This is a genomic window from Corynebacterium glaucum, assembly GCF_002287505.1.
In the GTDB taxonomy this organism is placed as follows: Bacteria; Actinomycetota; Actinomycetes; order Mycobacteriales; family Mycobacteriaceae; genus Corynebacterium; species Corynebacterium glaucum.
Window position 1 is genome coordinate 1,600,499 of record NZ_CP019688.1, and the last position, 23,562, is coordinate 1,624,060.

24 protein-coding genes and 1 pseudogene are annotated in these 23,562 nt (G+C 63.3%); 4 read left to right on the top strand and 21 right to left on the bottom strand.

Annotation, left to right across the window (positions count from 1 at the left end):
- Window positions 1-2 precede the first annotated feature (2 nt).
- Window positions 3-1,178, bottom strand: a complete 1,176-nt coding sequence (gene dxr, locus CGLAU_RS07795) for a 1-deoxy-D-xylulose-5-phosphate reductoisomerase (protein ID WP_095660202.1) — start codon at window positions 1,176-1,178, stop codon at window positions 3-5.
- A 111-nt stretch (window positions 1,179-1,289) separates the two neighbouring features.
- On the opposite strand from dxr, the gene CGLAU_RS07800 reads away from it, so the two are divergent.
- The gene (locus tag CGLAU_RS07800; protein WP_095660203.1) at window positions 1,290-1,829 is read left to right on the top strand and encodes a DUF2631 domain-containing protein; all 540 of its coding nucleotides are present in this window, start codon (window positions 1,290-1,292) and stop codon (window positions 1,827-1,829) included.
- Between the two features lie 76 nt (window positions 1,830-1,905).
- Here the strand turns inward: CGLAU_RS07800 and rlmN are convergent, their stop codons facing one another.
- The 3 genes from rlmN to frr all read right to left on the bottom strand — a co-directional run bounded on the left by rlmN (window position 1,906) and on the right by frr (window position 4,662).
- The gene (rlmN, locus tag CGLAU_RS07805) at window positions 1,906-3,021 is read right to left on the bottom strand and encodes a dual-specificity RNA methyltransferase RlmN (protein ID WP_095660204.1); all 1,116 of its coding nucleotides are present in this window, start codon (window positions 3,019-3,021) and stop codon (window positions 1,906-1,908) included.
- Window positions 3,022-3,083: 62 nt separating this feature from the next.
- The gene (locus CGLAU_RS07810; RefSeq protein WP_415877121.1) at window positions 3,084-4,037 is read right to left on the bottom strand and encodes a phosphatidate cytidylyltransferase; all 954 of its coding nucleotides are present in this window, start codon (window positions 4,035-4,037) and stop codon (window positions 3,084-3,086) included.
- 67 nt (window positions 4,038-4,104) lie between these two features.
- Complete coding sequence (frr, locus tag CGLAU_RS07815) at window positions 4,105-4,662, bottom strand: ribosome recycling factor (RefSeq protein WP_095660206.1); 558 nt, start codon at window positions 4,660-4,662, stop codon at window positions 4,105-4,107.
- Window positions 4,663-4,734: 72 nt separating this feature from the next.
- Between frr and CGLAU_RS07820 the strand changes: the two genes are divergently transcribed.
- A complete protein-coding gene (locus CGLAU_RS07820) occupies window positions 4,735-5,817 on the top strand; it encodes an amidase family protein (RefSeq protein ID WP_095660207.1) in 1,083 nt (360 codons plus the stop codon).
- On the opposite strand, the gene pyrH is transcribed toward CGLAU_RS07820, so the two are convergent.
- The 3 genes from pyrH to rpsB form a co-directional block, all read right to left on the bottom strand.
- The gene (gene pyrH / locus CGLAU_RS07825; protein WP_095660208.1) at window positions 5,814-6,557 is read right to left on the bottom strand and encodes a UMP kinase; all 744 of its coding nucleotides are present in this window, start codon (window positions 6,555-6,557) and stop codon (window positions 5,814-5,816) included. The genes CGLAU_RS07820 and pyrH overlap by 4 nt on opposite strands.
- Window positions 6,558-6,666: 109 nt before the next feature.
- Window positions 6,667-7,485 (bottom strand): translation elongation factor Ts, encoded by an 819-nt coding sequence (gene tsf / locus CGLAU_RS07830; RefSeq protein WP_095660209.1) that lies wholly within the window; start codon window positions 7,483-7,485, stop codon window positions 6,667-6,669.
- Between the two features lie 226 nt (window positions 7,486-7,711).
- Complete coding sequence (gene rpsB, locus CGLAU_RS07835) at window positions 7,712-8,692, bottom strand: 30S ribosomal protein S2 (protein ID WP_232507078.1); 981 nt, start codon at window positions 8,690-8,692, stop codon at window positions 7,712-7,714.
- Window positions 8,693-8,992: 300 nt separating this feature from the next.
- Between rpsB and CGLAU_RS07840 the strand changes: the two genes are divergently transcribed.
- Window positions 8,993-9,550 carry a M23 family metallopeptidase gene (locus CGLAU_RS07840; protein ID WP_095660210.1) on the top strand — a complete coding sequence of 186 codons (558 nt, stop codon included), beginning with the start codon at window positions 8,993-8,995 and terminating at the stop codon, window positions 9,548-9,550.
- On the opposite strand, the gene CGLAU_RS07845 is transcribed toward CGLAU_RS07840, so the two are convergent.
- The 13 genes and pseudogenes from CGLAU_RS07845 to rimM form a co-directional block, all read right to left on the bottom strand.
- Complete coding sequence (locus CGLAU_RS07845) at window positions 9,513-10,415, bottom strand: tyrosine recombinase XerC (RefSeq protein WP_232507079.1); 903 nt, start codon at window positions 10,413-10,415, stop codon at window positions 9,513-9,515. The genes CGLAU_RS07840 and CGLAU_RS07845 overlap by 38 nt on opposite strands.
- 11 nt (window positions 10,416-10,426) lie before the next feature.
- On the bottom strand, window positions 10,427-11,596 hold the full coding sequence (gene dprA, locus CGLAU_RS07850; protein WP_095660211.1) for a DNA-processing protein DprA: 1,170 nt from the start codon (window positions 11,594-11,596) through the stop codon (window positions 10,427-10,429).
- Window positions 11,593-13,146: a YifB family Mg chelatase-like AAA ATPase gene (locus CGLAU_RS07855; protein WP_095660212.1), complete on the bottom strand. Its 1,554-nt coding sequence runs from the start codon at window positions 13,144-13,146 to the stop codon at window positions 11,593-11,595. The genes dprA and CGLAU_RS07855 overlap by 4 nt, the downstream gene beginning before the upstream one ends.
- A complete protein-coding gene (locus CGLAU_RS07860) occupies window positions 13,133-13,576 on the bottom strand; it encodes a YraN family protein (RefSeq protein WP_095660213.1) in 444 nt (147 codons plus the stop codon). Before CGLAU_RS07860 ends, CGLAU_RS07855 begins: the two co-directional genes overlap by 14 nt.
- A gap of 118 nt (window positions 13,577-13,694) precedes the next feature.
- Entirely contained in the window at window positions 13,695-14,150 is a 456-nt protein-coding gene (locus tag CGLAU_RS07865) for a nuclear transport factor 2 family protein (protein ID WP_095660214.1), read from the bottom strand.
- A gap of 85 nt (window positions 14,151-14,235) precedes the next feature.
- The gene (locus CGLAU_RS07870; RefSeq protein WP_095660215.1) at window positions 14,236-14,547 is read right to left on the bottom strand and encodes a DUF2469 domain-containing protein; all 312 of its coding nucleotides are present in this window, start codon (window positions 14,545-14,547) and stop codon (window positions 14,236-14,238) included.
- The gene (locus CGLAU_RS07875) at window positions 14,544-15,191 is read right to left on the bottom strand and encodes a ribonuclease HII (RefSeq protein ID WP_232507080.1); all 648 of its coding nucleotides are present in this window, start codon (window positions 15,189-15,191) and stop codon (window positions 14,544-14,546) included. The genes CGLAU_RS07870 and CGLAU_RS07875 overlap by 4 nt, the downstream gene beginning before the upstream one ends.
- A 4-nt stretch (window positions 15,192-15,195) precedes the next feature.
- Window positions 15,196-15,939: a signal peptidase I gene (gene lepB / locus CGLAU_RS07880; protein WP_232507260.1), complete on the bottom strand. Its 744-nt coding sequence runs from the start codon at window positions 15,937-15,939 to the stop codon at window positions 15,196-15,198.
- A gap of 201 nt (window positions 15,940-16,140) precedes the next feature.
- On the bottom strand, window positions 16,141-16,488 hold the full coding sequence (gene rplS, locus CGLAU_RS07885; RefSeq protein WP_095660218.1) for a 50S ribosomal protein L19: 348 nt from the start codon (window positions 16,486-16,488) through the stop codon (window positions 16,141-16,143).
- Window positions 16,489-16,597: 109 nt separating this feature from the next.
- Entirely contained in the window at window positions 16,598-18,868 is a 2,271-nt protein-coding gene (locus CGLAU_RS07890; protein WP_095660219.1) for a Tex family protein, read from the bottom strand.
- Window positions 18,869-18,929: 61 nt separating this feature from the next.
- Window positions 18,930-20,315 (bottom strand): anaerobic C4-dicarboxylate transporter, encoded by a 1,386-nt coding sequence (locus tag CGLAU_RS07895; RefSeq protein ID WP_095660220.1) that lies wholly within the window; start codon window positions 20,313-20,315, stop codon window positions 18,930-18,932.
- Between the two features lie 406 nt (window positions 20,316-20,721).
- A pseudogene (gene trmD, locus CGLAU_RS07900) lies at window positions 20,722-21,564 on the bottom strand (tRNA (guanosine(37)-N1)-methyltransferase TrmD); the annotation flags it as partial.
- Window positions 21,565-21,569: 5 nt separating this feature from the next.
- Window positions 21,570-22,070 carry a ribosome maturation factor RimM gene (gene rimM / locus CGLAU_RS07905; protein WP_095660221.1) on the bottom strand — a complete coding sequence of 167 codons (501 nt, stop codon included), beginning with the start codon at window positions 22,068-22,070 and terminating at the stop codon, window positions 21,570-21,572.
- Between the two features lie 97 nt (window positions 22,071-22,167).
- Between rimM and CGLAU_RS07910 the strand changes: the two genes are divergently transcribed.
- Window positions 22,168-22,749, top strand: coding sequence for a hypothetical protein (locus CGLAU_RS07910; protein ID WP_095660222.1), 582 nt, complete (start codon window positions 22,168-22,170; stop codon window positions 22,747-22,749).
- 88 nt (window positions 22,750-22,837) lie between these two features.
- Here the strand turns inward: CGLAU_RS07910 and rpsP are convergent, their stop codons facing one another.
- Window positions 22,838-23,389: a 30S ribosomal protein S16 gene (rpsP, locus tag CGLAU_RS07915; RefSeq protein ID WP_095660223.1), complete on the bottom strand. Its 552-nt coding sequence runs from the start codon at window positions 23,387-23,389 to the stop codon at window positions 22,838-22,840.
- Window positions 23,390-23,562 lie beyond the last annotated feature (173 nt).

Consider the following 23,562-nt stretch of genomic DNA (forward strand, 5'->3'; position numbering starts at 1 on the left):
GGTTAGCGCCCAGCCTCGATGCGCTCAATCACCTCGGCCGCAGCCTCGCGCGCTCTGCCGTCCACAGCCAGGATCTCCTCGACACTGCCGGGCACGCGGGCGTACTCCCCCGCCGCCCCGACGACCTCTGCAATCACATCCACAATCTCCGGGAACCTGATCCGCTCAGCGAAGAACGCGTCGACGGCGACCTCGTTCGCCGCGTTGTAAATCGCCGGGTACGGATCGCCCTGCTTCACCGCGCTGCGCGCAAGCTCCACGGCCGGAAATGCCTCGTTGTCCACCGGTTCAAACGTCCATGAAAACGCCTCAGAGAAATCCAGCGCAGGCTGCGCACCGTTCACCCGACCAGGCCAAGCGAGCGCGTGCGCAATCGGCATCTTCATCGACGGCGGCGAGGCCTGCGCAATCGACGCCCCATCCACAAACGTCACCATCGAGTGGATGACGGACTGGGGGTGCACGGTGACGTCGATAATGTCCGGGTCGATATCGAACAGCAGCGCGGCCTCGATGAGCTCCAACCCCTTGTTCACCATCGTCGCGGAGTTGATGGTGTTCATCCGCCCCATCGACCAGGTCGGATGCGTCACCGCCTGCGCCGGAGTCACCTCCATCATCTCCTCGCGGCTCCAGCGCCGAAACGGCCCGCCGGAAGCGGTCAGCACAAACCTCGCTACTTCCTCAGCTCGCCCAGCTCGCAGGCACTGGGCCATCGCGGAATGTTCGGAATCCACCGGCACCAGCTGGTCGGGCTGAGCTTGCTTGACGACGAAGCGTCCACCCGCCACCAGTGATTCCTTATTCGCCAGCGCGAGGACGGAACCTGCGTCCAGGGTCGCGATGGTTGAGCTCAAGCCGGCAGCACCCACCAGCGCATTGAGCACCACGTCGGCAGGGTGAGCCTCGATCAGCTGACGCGCGGCGTCCTCGCCTGAGATCACCTCGCCACCGAGAGCCTCAGCGACCTGCTTTGCGGCATCGCTGCGCGACACTGCCACCTGATCCGGACGCAGATTGAACTCCCGGGCTTGGGCGATGATCGCGTCCGGATCGCTGCCGGCCGCAGCGATCCCGGCGACCACGAATGCCTCGCGATTAGCTCCGATGACCTCAAACGCCTGCGTGCCGATGGAGCCCGTGGAACCCAAAATGAGAACTGTTTTCACGCCGTTCATTGTGGCACGCTTTCGCGGCGGTAAAACTTTCGGTGGTTTAGGGGGTATTCGTTGCCATACGTCGCCGTGGGTGTGAGACAATGGCGCCAATACTGTTCAGATAAAGGAGAGATGGCAGTGGCCCACCACGACAACACCCGTCAGCCGCAGGTCTACAACGGCGTTTCTGAAGCAGATGTGCCTTCCGCGCGCTTCGGTTGGAGCGAGATGGGTCGCGGCGCAGTGCAGGCTGCGGGCTGGATCTCCGTGCTGGTGCTCGTTGCCTACAACTTCGGCAACCACCAGGGCCACGTTGAGACCGTCTGGCTCATCTCCTTGGCTGTCCTGATGGCGCTTGGCCTGCTCATTCACGCGACCCAGCCGAAGCTGAACCAGGTTCGCACCGTCACTGCCCACAACAAGCCGATCGGCCACCAGGAGCCGGACTGGGCATACGACCAGAAGACCCTCTCCGGTGTCTACGAGAACCTCGACGAGCGCCAGCTGCGCGCGCTGAACATCGACCCGTCCCGTATCGCTCACCTGCGCACCGGCTCCGCACAGCAGGGCGTTGCTGGGCAGCAGCGCACGCTCGCGGGCGCACCGGTCCACGAGACCGAACAGGTTGAGGTCGTCCGCGTCGAGCCTCGCGAGCGCGCCACCCGCCGCTAGCCGCTCAGCGCCGAAACGCTTAAGGCCCGGATCCCCGTTGTTGGGGACCGGGCCTTCGTCGTCAAGCGAAAAACTCTTATCCTGCCTTCTCGTCAGCGGCGAGCTGGCCGCAAGCCGCTGCGATCTCCTGGCCCTTCGTGTCGCGGACGGTGCAGGTCACGCCCTGCGCAATGACGCGGCGGACGAACTCGTCCTGGCGCGCCTTAGGCGAAGCATCCCACTTTGAACCCGGCGTGGGGTTGAGCGGGATCAGGTTGACGTGCACCTTTGAACCGAGCGCCTGGTGGAGCTTCTTGCCCAGCATGTCCGCGCGGAAGTCGTGGTCGTTGATGTCGCGAATCAGCGCGTACTCGATGGACACGCGGCGTCCGGTCTGATCGGCGTAGTAGCGCGCGGCGTCGAGCACATCTGCGACTGAGTGACGGTTGTTCATGGGCACGAGCTCGTCGCGCAGCTCGTCGTCCGGGGTGTGCAAGCTCACGGCGAGTGTGCAGGACAGGTCCTCGTCGGCGAGCTTGCGAATCTGCGGTGCGAGCCCGACGGTGGAAACGGTGACGTTGCGCTGAGAGATGCCGAAGCCGTCCGGCGACGGCTGGGTGATCTGGCGCACCGCGGAAACGACGCGGTTGTAGTTGGCCAGCGGTTCTCCCATGCCCATGAAGACGATGTTGGACAGGCGAGAGCCTTCCGCCTCCATCATCGCTGCCGCTTCGCGGACCTGGTCCACGATCTCTGCGGTGGAGAGGTTGCGGTCGAGGCCGCCTTGGCCGGTGGCGCAGAACGGGCACGCCATGCCGCATCCGGCCTGCGAGGAGATGCACAGGGTCGCGCGGTCCGGGTAGCGCATGAGCACCGATTCCAGCAGGATGCCGTCGTGCAGGCGCCAGAGCGTCTTTGTGGTGTCGCCTTCGTCCGTTTCTACGGTGCGCACCGGGGTGAGCAGGGTGGGAAACAGCGCGTCTTTGACCAGCTGGCGCTGCGCCTCCGGCAGGTCCGTCATGGTCAGCGGATCGGCCTCGAACTTGCCGTAGTAGTGGCGTGCGATCTGATCAGCGCGGAACTTCGGCAGGCCGAGCTCTTTGAGCGCGTGGATGCGTTCTTCTTTAGTAAGGTCCGCGAAGTGCTTCGGCGGCATGCCGCGCTTCGGGGCAAGCAGCTGGATGGTGGGGATGGTGCCCTTGGTTTCGCTCATAATGTGCCCCATTGTGGCACGTCACGGGCCCGCCCGGCCAATCCATTCGGGCGGGGCGCAGTTTAGAACGGGTTCATGATGACCGCGGCGTTGAGCAGCGCGTAGGTGGCAGCCGCGGCGGGCAGCATGCCGTCGAGACGGTCCATGAGACCGCCGTGGCCCGGAAGCAGGTTGGACATGTCTTTGATGCCCAGCTCGCGCTTGAATTGGCTTTCCACCAGATCACCCATGGTTGCACAGACCACCAGGGCGATACCCATGATGATGCCCATCCACCACGGGCCTTGAATGAGGAAGTGCACCACCAGCGTGCCGGTGATGATGCCGAACACGATGGAGCCGGCGAATCCTTCCCAGCTTTTGTTCGGGCTCACCGCGGGCGCCATCGGGTGGGACCCGAACATCACGCCGGCGACGTACCCTCCTACATCGCTCGCCACCACGCAGAGCATGAACGCGAGGATGAAGTTGGAGCCTGGGATACCGCCCTCGTCGATAAGCGAGATCATCGCCGCGAACGATCCGAACAGCGGAATCCAGGTGAGCACGAAGATGCCCACCGCCGTGTCGCGCAGGTAGTTTTCCGGCTTCGCTTCCCTGCCGTTGTGGAACAGGCGCCAGAACATCAAAAACAGCACGGTGATGGCGTAGGCACCGACCAAGCCGCCGGAGGCGTAGACGGAAGATGCCCAGAGCATGATCTGGCCGAGGATGATCAGCAGCGTGCGGGGCTGCTGGTAGCCGGCCTCACGCAGGCGGGTCAGCACCTCCCACATTGCCAGGGCTACGGCGACCGCTACCAGCGGGTACCAGGCCGTCGGGCCGACATACACTGCGCCGATAACCAGCGCGCCAAGCACCACACCGGTGATGATTGCCGCAGGCAAGTTGCGTCCCGCCTTGTTCTTGGGTTTTGGTGTTTTGAGCCGCGGAGTCGACGGCCACCGGCTGGGGTTTGCGCCGTTGGCGCTTGCCCCAGCAGTGGCGGCGATTCGATCGGTGCGCGATTCAGTCACAGGCAGTGCTTTCGTACGGGATGAGACGTGCTGTTTGAGTGGGGGTGGATGCAGAAAAAGCGGGAGGTTAAACCTCCATGAGTTCGGCTTCCTTCTTCGCCACCAGATCATCGATCTGAGCGACGTAGGTCTGCGTGGTCTTGTCCAAAGACTTCTCTGCGGTCTGCACCTCGTCTTCGCCGGCGTCGCCGTCCTTTTGGATCTTTTTCAGCGCTTCCATGCCCTGGCGGCGAACGTTGCGAATGGCGACCTTGCCTTCCTCGCCCTTCTGCTTCGCCTGCTTCACCAGGTCCTTGCGGCGCTCCTCGGTGAGCTGCGGGATGGTCACACGGATCACCTGGCCATCATCGGTCGGGTTCACGCCGAGGTCAGAGTTGCGGATCGCGTTCTCGATCTCGCCCATGGTGGACGCGTCGTAGGGCTTGATGATCAGCATGCGCGGCTCCGGCACCGAAATCGTCGCCATCTGGTTGATCGGGGTGGGTGCGCCGTAGAAATCCGCCATCACGCCGTTGAACATCGCCGGGTTCGCGCGGCCGGTACGAATGGTGACCAGCTCGTCGCGGGTGTGATCTACAGAGGAGGTCATGCGCTCTTCGGCGTCGAGCAAAACGTCATCAATCATGGGGTTTCCTACCTTCTTCTACAAAATGTTCCCCTTCAATCTACCAGCGGGCCCGCCCCCTAGACTGTTGCCATGCACCACCCCGCGTTTACCTTTGTCGCACCCGAGCCGCTGCGAAGCTCTGGTGACGGGAGGCTCGCGGGCTGGAAGATCCCTATCAAGGACTCCACTGATGTCGCCGGTTTTCCCACCACCGATGGCAACCCGCTGCGCTCGCGTATCGCAACCGAGAACGATCCGATCGCGGGCATGCTTCTCGACGCCGGGGCCGCGATCTCCGCCAAGACGCTCACGTCCGAACTCGGCGCGACTTGCTATGCAGAGCGCAAAGGGGTGCCCGTTTTGGAATCGCCCGCCTACCCCGGATGCACACCAGGAGGGTCTTCCACCGGTGCCGGTGTGGCGGTCGGTCTGGGCCTAGCCCGTGCAGCCCACGGCACCGATGCCGGCGGTTCGATTCGCGTTCCCGCAGCTGCGTGCGAGGTGGTCGGTTTCAAAGGCCGCAGTCACAGTGTGGCCGCCCACGGGTTTCTCACCCGCACCGTCGCCGACCAGTTCACCATCCTTGGGTGGCAGCGCCCCGCTTATCGACGCTTGCGGATCGGCGTGCTCACCGAGGCGCTGTTCGTTGAGGCTGAGGTGGACGGGCGGCGCGGGGAAATCGTCGATAAGCTTGCGAGATCCCTTGACCACGATGTGGTGGAACTTCACCCCTACCCTGAGGCCCGCGAGACCTTCGAGCACTTTTCCGCACGGATTAAGCGGGCCTTCGCAAAGACTGACCCACTGGACAACGCGTATCTTGCGTGGCTGAAGGCTGCGGGGCAGCGTGTTGCGGCGGAGGATATGGCGGCGGCGCAGGAGCACTGCGAATCACTGCCGGCGCTTCTGGCGCACCGGTGGGGTGTGGATGTGCTGCTCTCCCCCACGCTGGCGTGCGACCCGCCGAAGCTGGGGTACTTCTCCTCCCTGAGTCCGGAGGAGAGCTTTTACCAGCAGACGGTGTGGTCGCCGTGGTGCTCGCTGTTCAACGTCACCGGGGCGCCCGCGATTGCGCTGGGGCCGATCCACCTCGGTGCGCTGACTGTCAACGGTGCGGAACTGCTTGCGCTCGCCGCAGAGGTTGAGGCAATTTTAGGCGGAGCTGAGCGCTAAGCGACGAGCGTGCCCACCTGCTCGCCGGCCACGGCACGGGCGATGTTGCCCTCTTTGAGCAGGTTGAAAACCAGAATCGGCATGTTGTTGTCCATGCAGAGCGAGAACGCGGTGGCGTCGGCGACCTTCAGACCCTGCTCGATGACCTCGCGCGGGGTGATCTGGTCGAACAACTTCGCATCCGGGTTCGTACGCGGGTCGGAGTCGTAGACGCCGTCCACGCCCTTCGCCATAAGCAGGACCTCGCAGCCGATCTCCAGCGCGCGCTGCGCGGCGGTGGTGTCCGTGGAGAAGTACGGCATGCCCATACCCGCGCCGAAGATCACGACGCGGCCCTTCTCCAGGTGTCGGGCTGCACGAAGCGGCAGGTACGGCTCGGCAATCTGGGCCATGTTGATCGCGGTTTGCACGCGGCAATCCACGCCTTCTTGCTGCAAGAAGTCCTGCAGCGCCAGGCAATTCATGACCGTGCCGAGCATGCCCATGTAGTCGGAGCGGGCACGGTCCATGCCGCGCTGCTGCAATTCCGCGCCGCGGAAGAAGTTGCCGCCGCCGATCACGACGGCGATTTCGGCGCCAGTCTTGGCGACCTCGGCGATCTGCGCGGCCACGCTTTCCACCACGTCAGGGTCGATGCCGACCTTTCCGCCACCGAACATCTCACCACCCAGCTTCAGCATGACTCGTTTGAATCCTTTGCGTTGGGTGTTCGGCTCAGTCACCGCGAGACACTCCTTCATCGATGTTGCGTAAGTGGTTGGCAAGTCCGGTTCGATCTTAGTCGTACTGGGCATGACAAAGCCCCTCGCCCTCCGTGGAGCAAGGGGCCGTCATCAGGCTTTGCAGGGCTTATGCCTGGCCGACTTCGTAGCGCACGAAGTCGGTGATCTGGATGCCAGCCTCATCCGCGAACTGCTTCACGGACTTCTTGGAGTCAGCCAGGGACGGCTGGTCGAGCAGCACAACATCCTTGAAGAAGCCGCCCATGCGGCCCTCAACGATCTTGGCGATGGCAGCTTCCGGCTTGCCCTCGTTGCGGGTGATCTCTTCCTGAACTGCGCGCTCCTTCTCGATGACGTCAGCCGGGACGTCCTCCTGGTTGAGGTAGCGAGCCTTCATTGCAGCGATCTGCAGCGCGACCTGGTGCGCAGCTTCAGCGTTGTCGCCGGTGTAGGCAACCAGCACGCCCACTGCCGGCGGCAGGTCTGCAGCCTTCTGGTGCAGGTACGCCTCGATGTTGTCGCCCTCGATGGTGGCGGCGCGGCGCAGCTCCAGCTTCTCACCGATCTTCGCGGACAGGCGCTCGAGCACGTCGTGTGCGGTTTCACCGTTCACGTCAGCGTTTGCCAGCTCCTCCTGGGAGTTCGCCTTCGCTGCAGACGCAGCCTTTGCGATCTCGGCGGCGATGTCCTTGAACTCCTGGTTCTTTGCCACGAAGTCGGTCTCGGAGTTGATCTCAACGATGGTGTTCTCGTGAACTGCAACCAGGCCCTCAAGTGCGTTGCGCTCAGCACGCTTGCCCACGTCCTTCGCGCCCTTGATGCGCAGTTGCTCGACGGCCTTGTCGAAGTCGCCGCCGGTTTCCTCGAGTGCCTTCTTGCAGTCGAGCATGCCGGAGCCGGTGGTCTCGCGGAGCTTCTTGACATCTGCTGCGGTGTAGTTCGCCATCGGGGCGATTCCTCCTCAATATGGATGGTGTTTAACGTAAGAAAGAGTAGTCGAAGTCGACTTGCCCGGCAGCGGTGGGTCCAGGCTAAGGGCGCTCATCACAGGGCGCGGCCGCTTCCGGGGGACGGTTGTAAAGCCGCAAGCGTAAAGCCCCGCACGCGCTGCTTCGAGAACAGCGTGGGCGGGGCTTGTTAGAACGCGGGGGGCGTTTTACGCGGCCTTCGGCTTACGCCTGGGTCGCGGACTCGGTGCCAGAGATCTGGATACCCTCGTCAACCTTGCCGGTCTCGTTAGCCGGAGCGGCCTCTGCCTGCTGTGCAGCGCGAACTGCTGCCGGCTGCTCAACCTCTTCAACAACCTGCGGTGCGGTTGCCTCAGCAGCGGCAGCGGCGGCACCGGCGTCAGCAGCAGAGACCTCCTCCGATGCAGCTGCCTCAGCAGCGGCCAGAGATGCTTCAGCCTGGATCTTGGCGTCAGTGTCGCCTGCAGCCTCGCGAGCCTTGGCCAGCTGGCGCTCCTCGCGCTGCTGCTTGCCCTCGATAACAGCCTCGCCCACGATGTGGGTGAGCAGCTTCACGGAGCGGATTGCGTCGTCGTTGCCCGGGATCGGGTAATCGACAACATCCGGGTCACAGTTGGTGTCCAGCACGGCCACGACCGGGATGCGCAGCTTCTGAGCCTCGGAGACAGCGATGTGCTCCTTGTTGGTGTCCACGATCCACAGCGCGGACGGTGCCTTGGTCATGTCCGAGATGCCGCCCAGCACGCGCTCAAGCTTGATGCGCTCGCGGTTGAGCATGAGCACTTCTTTCTTACCGCGGCCTGCGTAGCCCTCCTCGGCTGCATCCATGGCCTGCAGTTCCTTCATGCGGGCGATGCGCTTGGACACGGTCTGGAAGTTGGTGAGCATGCCACCGAGCCAACGGTGGGTCACGTACGGCATGCCGACACGCTCGGCCTCTTCCTGGATCGGCTCCTGAGCCTGCTTCTTGGTACCCACGAACAGGATGGTGCCGCCGTGTGCGACAGTCTCCTTGACAAACTCGTATGCCTCGTCGATGTAGGTCAGCGTCTGCTGCAGGTCGATGATGTAGATGCCGTTGCGGTCGGTGAAGATGAAGCGACGCATCTTCGGGTTCCAGCGACGCGTCTGGTGGCCAAAGTGCACACCCGCGTCGAGGAGTTCGCGCATGGTTACAACTGCCATGGGAATGATCTCCTTCGGAGAAAAATCGTTCGGTTTTCCTAGTCTTGCTGCGCGGGTTTTTATCTCGCGCCCTGGCACCGGGCCACCTCGGCACCCTAATCACAGGGACCGTTGCTGAGCTGGCATTATCGGCGCGCGTAGTCAGCCTTTCCAGACTGCCCGCATTACTCTACCCACCACCTGAGAGAAAACCTAATTGAACTGCGAGATTGTGGATAACCTTTGCACCGTTTCGCGGTTATCCACAGGAGGGCAGTCCACGCGCTTGGCAGGGCCCAAAGTTTGCGGTTTGCTCGCTTCATGGGCATTCGCTTAACGACGATCCTCTGCACCGCCGCCATCCTCTTCTTCACCCCCGCAACCGCACTCGCTTGGGTTGACCCGACCACCGGGTTATCCCATCCGACGCATGTCACTCGCCGCGCCGAGATCCCGGAGAAGAACTGGCATCCGGGCCACCGCGGCGTCGACTTAGCTGCTCGTCCCGGCGCGCCCGTGATGGCCGCAGGCGGCGGCACCGTGGTGTTTGTCGGTGTCGTGGCCGGCACCCCGGTGGTTTCGATCGATCACCCGCCCTCGGAAAGCTACCCCGAGGGACTTCGCACCACCTATCAACCCGTCAACAGTTCACTGTCGGTCGGTGACTCCGTTGACGAGGGCCAAGTGATCGGCACCCTCGCGCGCCCCGTCCCTGCCCACTCAGGTGAACACGGCGGCCTGCACTGGGGAGTCCGCACCGGTCCCGACGCCTACATCGACCCGTTGACGCTGCTCGACGCCCCGCGTATCCGCCTCAAACCAGCCACGCAGGGCGACCGACCTACGCGCGCGGATGCGCTTGGTCGTATACCTTCTTGAGGCGCTGCGCCGACACGTGCGTGTAGATCTGCGTGGTCTGCAGACTCGAATGCCCGAGCAGTTCCTGCACCACGCGAAGATCAGCCCCGCCCTCGAGCAGGTGCGTGGCCGCGGAGTGGCGCATGGAGTGTGGCGTCACGTCGGCCGCACCCGCGCGCTGCGCAGCACGCTCCACTACCCTGCGCACCTGACGAGGGTCGATCCGCTTGCCCCGACTGCCTACAAAGAGCGCGACTTCACCCTCTTCGGCGAGCTCCGGGCGCCCGCCATCGAGCCACGCTTTGACCGCGCGCTCCGCAGGTGCACCGAACGGCACCACGCGTTGCTTGTTGCCCTTGCCGGTGACCTTCGCGAGGTTGCGTCCGAAGTCTAAGTCGCCAACTTCAAGACCGGTGAGTTCGCCCACGCGCATGCCCGTGGCGTACAGCAGCTCGAGCATGGCGCGGTCGCGCAGCGACTCCGGCCCTGACGCACGCTCTTCTTCCGTAGCCTCCCCGGACACCATCGTTTCTGCCGTCTCGGGGCGAACCACAGTTGGCAGCGGTCGGTTGATCTTCGGCGTCACCAGGCGCGCGGCAACATCAGCCTCGATGTAGCCCTGGTGATACGCCCACGTAGAGAACGCCCGCACCGACGCAGTGCGACGCGCCAGCGTCGAACGAGCTTTGCCTTGCGCAACAGCATCCGCAAGCCACAAGCGCAGGTTCTCCAGCGTGAAGTCAGCAAAGTGATCGATGACTCCCGTAAGCAGCGCGAGGTCGGATTGATAGGCGCGCACAGTGTTTTCGGAACGACCGAGCACCAGGCGGGCATGTTCGGCAAAGTCCTCCACCGCCGCCTGGATTTGGCCGCTTTCTTCACTCACGTCACAGGAGTTTACTCCAGCGTCTCGTCGCCAAGCGGCACCCTGCGCCAGAGCCGCTTGTCTCGGGCAACCAGCTTGCGCTGCTCCAGTTCAAGCAACAGGTGAACGGTAATCCCCACGGCCATCCCTGCTGCAGCAGCAACGGTTTCTGCGTCGGACGCTCCGCGGCCAATGGGCGGCAGCGAATCGTAGACGCGTAACTCGTTGTAAGACAGCTGCTGGAGCGGGCTAGGTTCGTGTTTGAATTCCAAGGCCATCTGCGCGTCGACCTCGCCGACGGGGCTTAAGAGCTCGTGGATCTGATCAGCATTGAGCACCATCTGCGCTTCTTTGTTGTAGATCAGCAGGTTCGTGCCCAACGAGCCCTGGCTCATGATGGAGCCTGGCACTGACATGCACACACGGTTGAACGTCCTAGCCCACTTCATCGTGTTCAACGCCCCCGAGCGGTACGCCGCCTCGATGACCACGCTGCCTCGTGACAGCGCGGCAATGAGGCGGTTACGGGTGAGAAAACGATGTCGGTCAGGAGTCGTTCCGGGAGGGTATTCCGAAATGATTGCCCCGCCCTGTGTTGCGACTCGGTTGAAGAGGCGCTCGTTCTGCCTCGGGTACGTCACTCCCGGCCCGCACGCAGTAACCACTACGGAAGGCGTTCCCGCAGCCAATGCCGTGTCATGGGCCACGGTGTCAATGCCCAGCGCCCCACCGGAAACAATCGTGTAGCGATGCTTAGCCAGCCCGCCAACGAGATCCGCGGTGGCCTGGTACCCGTACACAGACGCGTTGCGGGTACCGACAATCCCTACCGCCGCATCAAATAAGCTCGGCAGGTTTTGGTTGCCGCGCACCCACAACACGTGGGGCTCGCAACCACGTTCAAGCTCACCTGAATTGGCCGCGCTGAAACTGCGCTGAATTGCCTCGCTCGGCCAATTCGAGTGCTCAGGCGTGACCAGGTGGTAGCCCAGCTCCGCCGCCTCGCGCAGATCGTCCTCCGCTCGTTCAATTTCGAAGCGCCTCTCGGTGGGACCTAACAAGCCACCGATCCACCTCTCCCTTTGGCGCACGCCACGGGCGATCTCGTCCGCATCGTGCCCGGCGCGCAGCAACGCTTGCAGATGCGGTGAAGGCCCCTCCACGACCCGGCTCAAGTACGCCCACGACGCAAGCGAACTCATGCGCTCACCACCTGCATTAACCCGCCGCGCAGCGCAATTGCCTTATCCACGTGGTCGATATGCGGGAGGTCCTCGCCAGCTAGATCAGCAATGGTCCAGGCCAGCTTTAACGTCCGGTCGACGCCACGTTGTGTCAGTTCGCGGCGATGCAGCATGCGTTGCAGCGTCACCATGGACTCCTCATCGGCGGTGAAATCTCGTCGGATGACGGTGGACGGCACGCGTGCATTCACTGAAACCTCAAGGCCCGCCTGCTGCCAGCGCCACGCCGCCCGTTCACGGGCTTGCGCTACCCGCTGCGCGATCTCGGCGGAACTTTCCGCGCCCTCCGGGCTGACGATCGCCGACTGGGATGAGGTGAGCAAGAAAATGTCCAGCCGATCACGCAGCGGTCCCGAAATGTTCGCCAAGTGATTCGACCGGGCAGTTGGGTGGCACCGGCACTCCGCTGCCTCCTTACCGCACGGACACGGATTCGCGGCGAGGATGAGCTGGAAATCCGCTGGGAACATGTGCTCGCGGTGGTGACGGCGGATCACCACACGGCCGGTTTCAATCGGGATGCGCAGCGCGTCCAACACTCCCGCATTGATCTCAGAGGCCTCGTCGAGAAACAGCACGCCGTTATGCGCTTGGCTCACCGCGCCCGGCTGCGGGGTGCCAGAACCGCCGCCAATGAGCTCAACCTTCGTCAGCGACGGGTGCGGCGCGATAAACGGCCGTCGCACCACGATCTCACCGCGAGAGATTCCCGACGCGGAATGCAACGCGGTCGTGGTGATCTGTTCGTCTATCCCCAGCGGCGGAAGGATCGTCGGCAAGCGTTCAGCGAGCATCGATTTCCCTGACCCGGGTGGTCCCACCATGAGCATGTGGTGCCCGCCCGCAGCCGCGACCTCCATCGCTTCTCGCTCGAACAGTTGCCCCGCAACGTCAGCGAAGTCTGGTCCACCGTCAACCGAGCCTGACGCCTGCGCAGCGGACGCGGTTTCGAGTTCAACCTCTCCGAGCAACCACCGCCACACCTGCGGAAGCGAGTCCCCCACCAAGATGTGGCCGTGATTGAGCAACGCCGCCTCCTGCGCATTCGCCCGCGGCACGACAACCGTGTCGATCGCGCGTCCACCCGCAGTGTCCCCGGTTCCATCCTCGCCCAGTTGCTGCAACTTCAGCAGCATTGGCAGGACGCCTTCGACGCGTCGCAAAGAGCCATCTAGCGCGAGCTCGCCCATGATCATGGTGCGCTGAAGCCGCGCTTGCGCCCGCGGATCCAAACTCCCGAGCACACTCAAGGCGATTGGAAGGTCGAAATGCGACCCACCTTTACGCAGGTGCGCAGGCGACAGAGACACCATGATCTTGGTGCGCGGCCACGGCAGCGCGGCGTTGGCTACAGCGGTACGGATGCGTTCCCGCGACTCCTTCACCGCGGTGTCCCCTAAGCCAACCATGTACATCCCGGGAAGTCCCGGCCCCACATTGGCCTCGACGGTGACGATGTGCGCCGTCACCCCTTCAACGGTGGCGCTCCAGGTGCTAGCAAGCGCCATCGTCGACCCCCTCATAGCGCCGCGCGGTGAACGCTGCCCCATCGAAGCGCACATCCACCACGTCAAACCGCACCGGCCTTTGACCTGTCTCAGGGTGGCGTGACAGCCATTCTGCGGCGCACCGTCGCATGGTCGCGAGCTTCTTCGCGGTCACAGCTTCCGCTCCACCGTACTCGCCGCTTCTGCGGGTCTTCACCTCAATAAACACCACGGTGCCGTCGGCATCCAGCATGATCGCGTCGAGTTCGCCAGCGCGGCACTGCACGCGCGCGCCGAGCAGCCGGCACCCCATTTCCTCGTACCAGCGCACCGCAGCGGCTTCGCCTGCCTTGCCCAGCGCATATTGATCGGCGATCGGGCTATCTGGATGGCCTGGCGGCTGGCCGGTGTTGCCGCGGGTGGTGGTGGATGGCATCTGCTGTGTGGTCACAGCGACTCCCCCTTCGTCGAATCTTCGTGAGTACGTTTCACTCACTTAGACCGACGTTTGACCCCCTCGGTTCCGCAACAACCGAAATTCGCTTAGGAGGCTATCCGCCCTAAAGCTCTTAGCCGATAATTGGCGGCGCGAGGGCTTCCTCGTTTCCTGCCTCGGCAACCGCGCGAAGTGCGCGCTCGAGAACCTGCAGATCCTCAACCGTCTCTACTGACACGACCTTTCCCCATTTGAGCGTCATGAACTGAAAGACGGTGTTTTCGTACCTCTCGCCATCCGGCAGAGGCCCGCTGACCTGTGCCCGCACAGCGATGCGGGTGTTCCAGGGTCCGCCGCTGACCAGGACGTCACGAACGTCGAACTTCGCACCGGGAAGGAGACGGAACACGCGCTCCCACCAGCGATGCATCGCCTCCTTGGAGGTTCGTCGACCGCCGAGGGCGTGTTCACCATGGAAGATGTACTCGAACGGTGTTCCGAGCCCATCCACCATTGGCTGATAATTGCCAGCATTGATCTGGTCGAAGATGCTTCGCACCTTGTTCCGCACGATCATCGCGTAGACCATGTTTCTCGTGCCCCCTTCGAATAGCCACTGTAGGTTGTCGGCGGTGGTGAGGCCCTATCCTAGCGACGCCATGAAGTAAGAGGAGCTACGCGCGATCCGGGAACGTCAGATCGGGCTTGTCCAGCTCCTCGATGTTGACGTCCTTGTAGGTGATCACGCGCACGTAGCGCACAAAGCGCACTGCGCGGTACATGTCCCACACCCAGCAATCCGACATGCGCACTTCGTAGTACACATCCTTGCCCTCGGTATGCGGGATGAGCTCGACAGCATTCGCCAGGTAGAAGCGCCGGTCAGTCTCCACCACGTACGAGAACTGGCTGGCCACGTCGCGGTATTCGCGGTAAAGAGACAGCTCTACTTCGGCTTCGTAGTTATCCAGCTCTTCAGCGCTCATCTGGCAATCGACCCTTCGTAAACCTCGTTGGCTTCACGGATGTTTGCATAACTATAACGGTGCTGCACGCTCGCGCCGTGGCGGCGCACCGCGTCCAGATGCGCACGCGTGGAGTAGCCTTTGTGCGCCTCTAAACCGTACTGCGGAAACTCCTCAGCCATCGCGGTTATCAGGCGGTCGCGGCTCACCTTCGCCAGCACACTCGCCGCAGCAATGCAGCGCGCGGTGTAATCGCCGCCCACAATCGGCAGTTGGGGCATCGGCAGGCCAGGAATCCGAAACGCATCCATGAGCACATAGCTTGGCGACGGCTCGAGCAACGCCACCGCCCGCCTCGCACCGTCCAGATTGGCAGCCTGGATCCCACGCCGGTCAATCTCCGCCGCCGAGATATGCACGATGGCGAAAGAGGTGGACGCTGTCACGATAGCGTCGTAAAGCAACTCCCTTTTGCCGGCCGTGAGCTGCTTAGAATCGGTGAGCCCCTCGAGCGCTTTCACCGGGCGAGGCGGCAAGATGCACGCGGCGACGGTCATGGGGCCGAAGCACGCGCCGCGGCCGGCTTCATCGACGCCGGCCACCGGGCCGAAGCCTGCCTTGTCCAGCGCGACTTCGTACGTGCGCAGCTGTTTGAGGCGGCGCACGGTGTTACTGCTGGATCTCCGGGTTGGCGACGCCGCCGATGCGGTCGAACGGGAAGACAATCGCCTGGACCTTGCCGCGCAGGTTCTCCTCCGGGATCGTGCCCTGGTACTCATCGCCTAGGTGGTAGCGCGAATCCATGGAGTTGGTGCGGTTGTCGCCCATCATGAAGTAGTGGCCCTCCGGCACCTCGACGGGGCCGAAGTACTTGCCGCCGCAGGCCTCTGAACCGGTGGAATCGTCCACCTCGTAGGTCGGAGGCGTGAGGATGTAGGACTGGTCGATCGGCTGGCCGTCCACCATCACCGCTGGGTCGCCTTCCTGGCAGGAGACGGTCTGGCCGCCCTCGGCGACGATGCGTTTGACCAGCGTGTTCTCATCCTTGGGCACCAGGCCGACCCAAGATCCGACCTCCTGGATCCCACGCACAAAGGTGTTGCTGGAGCGGTTGGTGGAAAAGCCGGTGTTCCACGAATCGGTGCCCGCGAACACCACCACGTCACCCGGCTCCGGGTCGGTGAAGTAGTAGCTCACCTTTTCCACGAAGATGCGGTCGCCGGTGCCGTTCGCGCCGTGCAGCGTCGGCTCCATCGAGGACGACGGAATGACGTAGAGCCTGCCAATGAACGTCTGCATGACAAAGAGCAGCAGTAACGTCAGCAGCACCACCGCCGGGATTTCGATGTACCACGGCGTTTCCTGGCGCTCCTCGGCTTGGCGCTCTTCGGCTTCGGGAGCCTCCTGCAGCACCTCTTGCGCCGGGGTGCCGGCAGGTTCGTTCGGGTTGGTCACGCGCAACACTGTAGCACTGCACTCACTTCAAACCGGTATCGGAGGAGAACCACTGCACCATTAGCCAACCTGCGGTTTTGAACGCGAAACCAGGAATGCGAAACGCCCCGGCTACCGGGTGTGGCAGTCGGGGCGTAGACGTCGATAAGCAGAAAGTGCTTAGCGGCGTTCCTTGATGCGGGCAGCCTTGCCGCGCAGGTCGCGCATGTAGTACAGCTTCGCGCGGCGAACCTTACCCTTGCGGACAACCTCGATCTTCTCGATGTTCGGGGAGTGAACCGGGAAGGTACGCTCCACGCCGATACCGAAGGAGATCTTGCGAACGGTGAAGGTCTCGCGGATGCCGCCGCCCTGGCGGCGCACGACGAAACCGGTGAAGATCTGGGTACGGGTGACGTTGCCCTCGATCACCTTGACGTGCACGTCAAGGGTGTCGCCGGGGCGGAAGTCGGGGATGTCGTCGCGCAGCTGGCCTGCGTCGACAAGATCGATGACGCCGTTGGACATAACAGCATTCCTTTACTTTTACGGACAGAGGACCCGAGCGGCCTTTGATGGAAGGCTCGACTGGTTCGTATCGTGTGCAATAACCTTTGGCATCTTACATTTGGCCCGCTCAGTTCCCAAATCCGGCTTGCTTCAAAGCATCGGCCAAAGAGCCAGTTGCTTGTCGACGGTCCCCCGCGCCCCGCTTCGTCTGCTTTCCGCGGCCGTTCTGCGGTTTGCTGGGTTTGCGGCTCGCTTGTCCAGGTTCATCGTCGAGCCGGAGGCTCAGGCCGATGCGGTTGCGGGCGACGTCCACTTCCATCACCTTGACCTTGACCACCTCGCCCGAGCGCACGATTTCGTGCGGGTCGGAGACGAAACGGTTGCTCATCGCGGAGACGTGCACCAGCCCGTCCTGGTGGACGCCAACGTCGACGAACGCGCCGAATGCGGCCACGTTGGTCACGGTGCCTTCGAGGATCATGCCGGGTTTGAGGTCTTTGACCTCGGTGACGCCTTCCTTGAAGGCGGCGGTCTTGAACTCCGGGCGCGGATCACGGCCGGGTTTGTCCAGCTCCGCGAGGATATCGGTCACCGTGGGCACGCCGAACTGCTCGTCGGCGAATTCTTCCGCGCGTAGCTTGGACAGCACGGCGGTGTTGCCGATGAGCTGCTCGGTGGCCAAGCCCGTCGCCTGCGCGACGCGCTCCACTACCGGGTAGGCCTCCGGGTGCACCGCGGAAGCATCGAGCGGGTTCGCGCCGCCTTGGATGCGCAGGAATCCGGCGGCCTGCTCGTACGCCTTCGGCCCGAGCCGCGGTACCTTCGCCAGCTCCTTGCGGGTGGTGAATCCGCCGTGCTCGTCACGGTAAGCCACGACGTTCTTGGCCACCGTGGGGCTCAAGCCTGCGACGCGCTCGAGCAGGGGCACGGATGCGGTATTCACGTCCACGCCGACGGAGTTCACGGCGTCTTCCACCACCGCGTCGAGGGTCTGCGCAAGCGCGGTCTGGTTCACGTCGTGCTGGTACTGGCCCACGCCAATGGATTTCGGGTCCACCTTCACCAGCTCCGCCAGCGGATCCTGTAACCGGCGCGCGATCGAGACCGCCGAACGCAGCGAGACATCCATATCCGGGAACTCCTCGGCCGCGATCGGGCTGGCGGAATAGATCGAGGCACCGGACTCGCTGACCACCACCGGCGTGGGGCGCTTCCCGCCCGCTTGGGCGATCATGTCCGCGACCTCGCCGGCGAGCTTCTCCGACTCGCGCGAGGCGGTGCCGTTGCCCACGGCGATCAGTTCAACGCCGTGTTCTGCGGCGAGCCCCGCAAGTTCGTTGCGGGCGGCATCCCACCGGTTCTGCGGCTGGTGGGGGTAGACAATGCCGGTGGCCAGAACTTTGCCGGTGCCGTCCACCACCGCGCACTTCACGCCGTTGCGGTACCCCGGGTCCAGCGCAAGGGTCGCGCGCTGCCCCGCAGGCGCGGCCAGCAGCACGTCGCGCAGATTGGTCTTGAACACCTGCAGGGCACCCGTCTCCGCGACCTCTTTCAGGCGCATCCGGGTATCCAGGTTCGCTGCCACCTGCAGCTTGGTGCGCCAGCCCCAGCGCACTGCCTTGTTCACCCATTCGCTGTCCGGCAGGTCGAAGGCGCGCACGATCATGCCCTCGTAGATGGCCTCCTCACCTGGGTCGAAGTCCAGAGTGAGCACGCCTTCCGTCTCACCGCGCAGGAGCGCGAGGATGCGGTGGCTGGGCAGCTTGGTGAACGGCTCGGAGAAGTCGAAGTAGTCAGCGAACTTCGCACCTTCAGTTTCTTTGCCGCTGACCACCGAGGCACGGAGCGTGCCCTGCTCGAAGACGCGGTCGCGCACCTCGCTGACAAGGTCCGCATCGAGCGCGAAGCGGTCCACCAAGATCGCCCGCGCTCCCTCTAGCGCGGCTGCCGCGTCTGGGAAGCCTTCCGAGGTGAAGTTGGCTGCTGCAGTGATGGGGTCGAGCGTGGGGTCGTCGATAAGCAATTGCTCGAGCTCCTCGAGCCCAGCCTCTCGTGCAATGTCCGCCTTGGTCTTGCGGCGCTTTTTGTACGGCAGGTAGAGGTCTTCGACGCGGGCTTTTGTGTCGGCGGCGAGGATGGCCTGCTGGAGCTCATCGGTGAGTTTGCCTTGTTCTTCGATGCTGGCGAGCACGGTGTCCTTGCGCTCTGCGAGTTCGCGCAGGTAGGTGTTGCGCTCCTCGATGTGGCGCAGCTGCGCGTCGTCGAGCCCGCCGGTGGCTTCCTTGCGGTAGCGAGCGATGAACGGGACGGTGTTGCCCTCCGCCAAAAGCGTAAGCGCCGCCTCCACTTGGGAGGGGCGCACGTTGAGTTCTGTCGCGATGGTGTCTGCGAAAGTCATTCGGGGAAGTCTAGCGCGTGGACACCCGCGACAGCGTTTGTGGCTGCGTCTGCGGCGGCAGCTACAGCAGCACTTGAGCGAGTAGCGAGCCGACCACGCAGGACGTGAACACGGAGATCGCACCTGGGACCAGGAACGAGTGGTTGATCACGTACTTGCCAATGCGGGTGGTGCCGGTGCGGTCGAAGCCGATGCACGCGAGGTCAGACGGGTAGGTCGGCAGGATCCAGTAACCGTATGCGGCGCCGTAAAAGCCGACAATCACCTTCGGGTCGATGCCCAGCGCCAAACCAATCGGGGCGATGGCCACCAGCGCGGCTGCCTGCGAGTTGACCAGCTTCGACACGATCAGCAGCACGATGGCGTACGCCCACGGGGCCTGCTGCACGATGCCGCCGAGGGACGCCTCGAGCTGGTCGATGTGCGCGGCGAAGAACGTGTCCGCCATCCACGCCACACCGAAGACGGAGAACACCGCGGTCATGCCCGCCTTGAACACCGGGGTGGAGGCGATCTTCTTGTGGTCTGTCTTGCAGAACAACAGGATCATCGCACCGGCAAAGAGCATCACCATCTGGATGGTGAGGTTCATGGACAACGGCTTGAGGTCGCCCGCATCGTCCGGCCACGCGGGACGTAGCGCTTCGAACGCGCCCAGCACAACCACGAACGCAATTGCGCCGAGGAAGATCCACACCGAGTTGTACGCGGACTTTGGAAACTGCTCCCCCAGCAACGAGTGGCTCGACTTTTGGATCGACTCAGCAAACGCCGGGTCCTTCATGCGCTCCTGGAACACCGGATCATCTTCTAGATCCTTGCCGCGGCGCAGCGACCACACGGCGGCAAGCAACACACCGCTGAGCGATGCCGGGATAGCCACCATCAGAATCTGCGGAATGGAATATGCCTGGTCGATCACGCCTGCGTTCTCCGCAAGGATCGACGCGAGCGAGACTGTAGCCACCGACACCGGAGAGGCGGTAATGCCCATCTGCGCCGAAGTGGAGGCCACCGCCATCGGCCGCTCCGGGCGGATGCCCTTTTTCAGCGCAATGTCTTCGATGATGGGAAACATTGTGTAGACCACGTGGCCCGTGCCGCACAGCACGGTGAGAAACCACGTGGTCAGGGGCGCCAGAATCGTGATGCGTTCAGGATGCGCGCGAAGCACTTTCTCCGCCTGTTGCATCATCACCTCAAGGCCTCTGGCCTGCTGTAATGTCGCCGCGCAACCGATCACGGCGATGATGGTCAGCATCACTCCGACGGGAGGCTCACCCGGTTCGAGACCGAAGATGAACACCATGATCATCAAGCCGATGCCCGAGATCAGACCAAGGCCGAGCCCGCCGTAGCGAGTACCCAGCAACAGGGCGCCGAGAATGATGAGGATCTGCAGAACGATTGCGATCGTGGATGTGGGATCAAGTATTGATGCCAGCATGAGAACCCTTTCTTTCTAGGTCATACCTAAAGGGTAGTTCTCAGCTTCTCCCCAGTTCCCGGCAATGTTAGGTGATTTCAACCACCCTCGTCGATCCGTACCAATCCACCCCGCGCGGCAACCCCGCGACCACGGCTTTCGTCGCTTCGACTACCGGCAGCGCAGTGCGGCCCCGGATAGTGAGCTTCACTACCGGCTCAGTGCTCGGCCGCCCCTCGCGCCGCTCAAATTCTGTCTCCAGCATCGACGGCCCGAAGCACACATCCGCGCCGCGCTCCTCCCACTCGATGGAATCGACCAGGTAGCCAGCCTTCCGCAAGTGCTTTCGCAAGTGCTTATCGACGCCCCTTTGCACCCGCCCCAGCACATCCAGTTCCGTAATCACCTCTCGCGCATCAAGGGTGAATCGGTCTTCGTCGCTGAGTTGACCGGCTGCTGCCGCCGCATCAATGAGCTCGGGGCGCACCGCCTTGGTGCGCTTTAACGCCTCATCGCGACGGAAGCGCGCCACCTTCGCATGGTCGCCCGAGGTGAGCACCGCCGGCGCCTCGATCCCGCGCCACACCCGCGGTTTGGTGTAGCTCGGCCCTTCGAGCAGACCGTCGGAAAAGCTGTCTTCCTCATGGGATTCGGTATTGCCCAGCACTCCGGGGATGAGGCGCGTGACCGCTTCAGCGATGACAAGAACCGCTACTTCCCCACCGATGAGCACGTAATCGCCAATCGAAACCTCGCGCACCCGGTAGCGCTGCGCGGCGTCTGCGAACACCCGCTGGTCAATTCCCTCATAACGCCCGCAGGCGAACACCAAGTGCCGCTCATTCGACCACGCCCGTGCTTGCGCCTGGGTGAACGGGACGCCGGCCGGAGTGGGCACTATGAGCAGCGGAGCGTCTGGATCTTCACCCTTGCGCACGTCGCGCGACTCCGTATATGGCCTTGCGGCGACCTCCGAAACATCGTCATGGCGCAGTTTGTCGTTGCGGTGTGCAGCAGACGTGGTGAGCGCGGTGCCAGTATGTCCGGCCGCGATGCTATCCAACGCGGGTCCCCACACCTCCGGCTTCATCACCATGCCCGGTCCCCCACCAAGCGGCGGCGCATCTACTGACTTATGCCCGCCAGTGGCCCAGTCGCGCAGATCATGCACACCGACCTCAAGGATGCCCTGCTCAATCGCCTTGCCTAACAGTGCGTGGCGCAGCGGCTCGAGGTACTCCGGGAAGATGGTGACCGCGTCGATCCGCATCGCGCTCACAGGTCGAGCAACCCCTCGGGCGGGGTGATTTCGAGGTAGCCCTCGTCTAGATCGACCTCGGGCACGATGTCCATGACAAACGGGATCAGCACCTCGCGGCCTTCGTAGGCCACCTCCAAAATCTTGCGGTTCGGAGTGTCCATGACACCGGTCACCTCGCCGGTTTCGGCACCGTCCAGGTGCACCTTGAGGCCGATGAGTTCGTGGTCGTAGTACTCGTCCGAATCCTCGTCGCGCTCCAGCGGTGAGGCGTAGAACTTCATACCCCGCAGCGAATCTGCGGCGGTGCGGTCCGGAATCTCCTCGAAGCTCACCAACAGACGCTTTTGGTGCGGACGCAAAGTTTTAATCGTTAGGTCCTGTTCTTTGCCCGCCTGCTTGCCGTGCAGCACTTCACCGACGGCGAAGCGCGATTCTGCTTCGTCAGTCAGAAGGTCGACGGCGACCTCACCTTTAATACCGTGGGACTTCACCACCCGGCCGATGAGCATTTCCATGGGGAACAAGGCTACCAGCCGCTGAATACCGCGAACGTTGCCCAGCAGGCGGGTACAGTCTCTCTGCCGGGCGCGCCTCCGTGATGAAAGGAGAACCATGGGCCTAGTCAAGTTTTACGGAAAGAAGCTCGTCATCGCGCTCTTCGGGCTGGCGCTGCTCCTGCTGCTGAATACCTACGCGGGTGTGTCCGTGATGCGAGCCGTCGGAAGGATGGCCGAGTCCGGTCCCTTCGGCCTCGCAGCGGCAGCCCTGCTCGGTTTCATCCCGCCGATCCTCGCTATGTGGAAGGATTTGCGGCGCTACGAAGGTCTGCCCGGACGTCCGGCCCCGCCGGTGCCCGACCGGAGAGATCTGATTTCCTGGCCAATCGTTGCGTTGACTGCCGCCATGTTCTTTGTGGCTACATCGCGGTATGTGTTCGAGCCATCCAAATGGCATGAGGCCTCCATCAACACCATGTCCCTCCATCTGGGCAGTTGGGCCCCCGGTTTGACCGAGCTCGGTGCCATCGGCACGATGCTCGGCCCCCTGATCGTCGGGTATTTCTTCCTGCAGCTCACCTTCATCCGGGCACCGAAGCACAAAGACGATGTACTGTACGGTCGCACCTGGCCGTGGATTGCTGCCGGCCTATGGCTTATTGGCGGGGTGGCAGGCGTGTTCTGGCTTTCGCGCTGATGGTGTGGGGTGTGGGTTGAAGGGGCCGTCGAAAAGCAAAATGCCCAGCGAATCACGCTGGGCACTGTGCGAATGGGTTGAGTGAGGCTTAGTTGTCCTCGGACTCCGCTGCTGCGTCGTCCTCGGCGACTGCCGCAGCCTCAGCTGCGTCCTCTGCAGCCTCGACGTCGGTGGACTCGCCCTCAGCCTCAGCTGCCTCTGCAGCTTCAGCGGCGGCAGCCTCAGCAGCAGCCTTGGCCTCTGCCTCTTCCTTGGCCTTCTTGCGCTTCTCGGTGATTGCCTCTGCGGACGGGCCGTTGTTGGCCTCCTCGAGCGCCTGGTTGAACAGGTCGAGCTTGCTCGGCTTCTCCTCGGCCACCTTCAGGGTGCCCTCGGCGCCAGCCTCGCCCTTGAACTTCTGCCAGTCGCCGGTGATCTTCAGCAGACGCTCCACCGGCTCGGTCGGCTGCGCGCCGACGCCCAGCCAGTACTGGGCACGCTCGGAGTCGATGCGGATGAGCGACGGCTCTTCCTTCGGGTGGTAGATGCCGATGTTCTCGATGTAGCGGCCATCGCGGCGGGTGCGCGCATCAGCAATCACCACGCGGTACTGCGCGTTACGGATCTTGCCAAGGCGCTGCAGCTTGATCTTTACAGCCATGAGTTTGTTCCTTACGGTCACTGGGTAGTTCAGGCATTCATCGCTTATCGATGAACCGGTTCAACCCTTTGGATTAACCTGCGCGTGACTGGCCGGGCGAGCGTACTCGGATCCGGCGCATACGCAGTGTGCATGTCGCAACCTTTGACACACTACCCTGGCCTCCGCGTTGG

What these genes read in the sequence shown, in the direction of transcription:
- dxr (WP_095660202.1), bottom strand. Translation starts at nt 1,178, where the DNA reads ATGAACGGCGTGAAAACAGTTCTCATTTTGGGTTCCACGGGCTCCATC.
- CGLAU_RS07800 (WP_095660203.1), top strand. Translation starts at nt 1,290, where the DNA reads ATGGCAGTGGCCCACCACGACAACACCCGTCAGCCGCAGGTCTACAAC.
- rlmN (WP_095660204.1), bottom strand. Translation starts at nt 3,021, where the DNA reads ATGAGCGAAACCAAGGGCACCATCCCCACCATCCAGCTGCTTGCCCCG.
- frr (WP_095660206.1), bottom strand. Translation starts at nt 4,662, where the DNA reads ATGATTGATGACGTTTTGCTCGACGCCGAAGAGCGCATGACCTCCTCT.
- CGLAU_RS07820 (WP_095660207.1), top strand. Translation starts at nt 4,735, where the DNA reads ATGCACCACCCCGCGTTTACCTTTGTCGCACCCGAGCCGCTGCGAAGC.
- pyrH (WP_095660208.1), bottom strand. Translation starts at nt 6,557, where the DNA reads ATGAAGGAGTGTCTCGCGGTGACTGAGCCGAACACCCAACGCAAAGGA.
- tsf (WP_095660209.1), bottom strand. Translation starts at nt 7,485, where the DNA reads ATGGCGAACTACACCGCAGCAGATGTCAAGAAGCTCCGCGAGACCACC.
- rpsB (WP_232507078.1), bottom strand. Translation starts at nt 8,692, where the DNA reads ATGGCAGTTGTAACCATGCGCGAACTCCTCGACGCGGGTGTGCACTTT.
- CGLAU_RS07840 (WP_095660210.1), top strand. Translation starts at nt 8,993, where the DNA reads ATGGGCATTCGCTTAACGACGATCCTCTGCACCGCCGCCATCCTCTTC.
- dprA (WP_095660211.1), bottom strand. Translation starts at nt 11,596, where the DNA reads ATGAGTTCGCTTGCGTCGTGGGCGTACTTGAGCCGGGTCGTGGAGGGG.
- CGLAU_RS07855 (WP_095660212.1), bottom strand. Translation starts at nt 13,146, where the DNA reads ATGGCGCTTGCTAGCACCTGGAGCGCCACCGTTGAAGGGGTGACGGCG.
- CGLAU_RS07865 (WP_095660214.1), bottom strand. Translation starts at nt 14,150, where the DNA reads ATGGTCTACGCGATGATCGTGCGGAACAAGGTGCGAAGCATCTTCGAC.
- CGLAU_RS07870 (WP_095660215.1), bottom strand. Translation starts at nt 14,547, where the DNA reads ATGAGCGCTGAAGAGCTGGATAACTACGAAGCCGAAGTAGAGCTGTCT.
- rplS (WP_095660218.1), bottom strand. Translation starts at nt 16,488, where the DNA reads ATGTCCAACGGCGTCATCGATCTTGTCGACGCAGGCCAGCTGCGCGAC.
- CGLAU_RS07890 (WP_095660219.1), bottom strand. Translation starts at nt 18,868, where the DNA reads ATGACTTTCGCAGACACCATCGCGACAGAACTCAACGTGCGCCCCTCC.
- CGLAU_RS07895 (WP_095660220.1), bottom strand. Translation starts at nt 20,315, where the DNA reads ATGCTGGCATCAATACTTGATCCCACATCCACGATCGCAATCGTTCTG.
- rimM (WP_095660221.1), bottom strand. Translation starts at nt 22,070, where the DNA reads ATGGAAATGCTCATCGGCCGGGTGGTGAAGTCCCACGGTATTAAAGGT.
- CGLAU_RS07910 (WP_095660222.1), top strand. Translation starts at nt 22,168, where the DNA reads ATGGGCCTAGTCAAGTTTTACGGAAAGAAGCTCGTCATCGCGCTCTTC.
- rpsP (WP_095660223.1), bottom strand. Translation starts at nt 23,389, where the DNA reads ATGGCTGTAAAGATCAAGCTGCAGCGCCTTGGCAAGATCCGTAACGCG.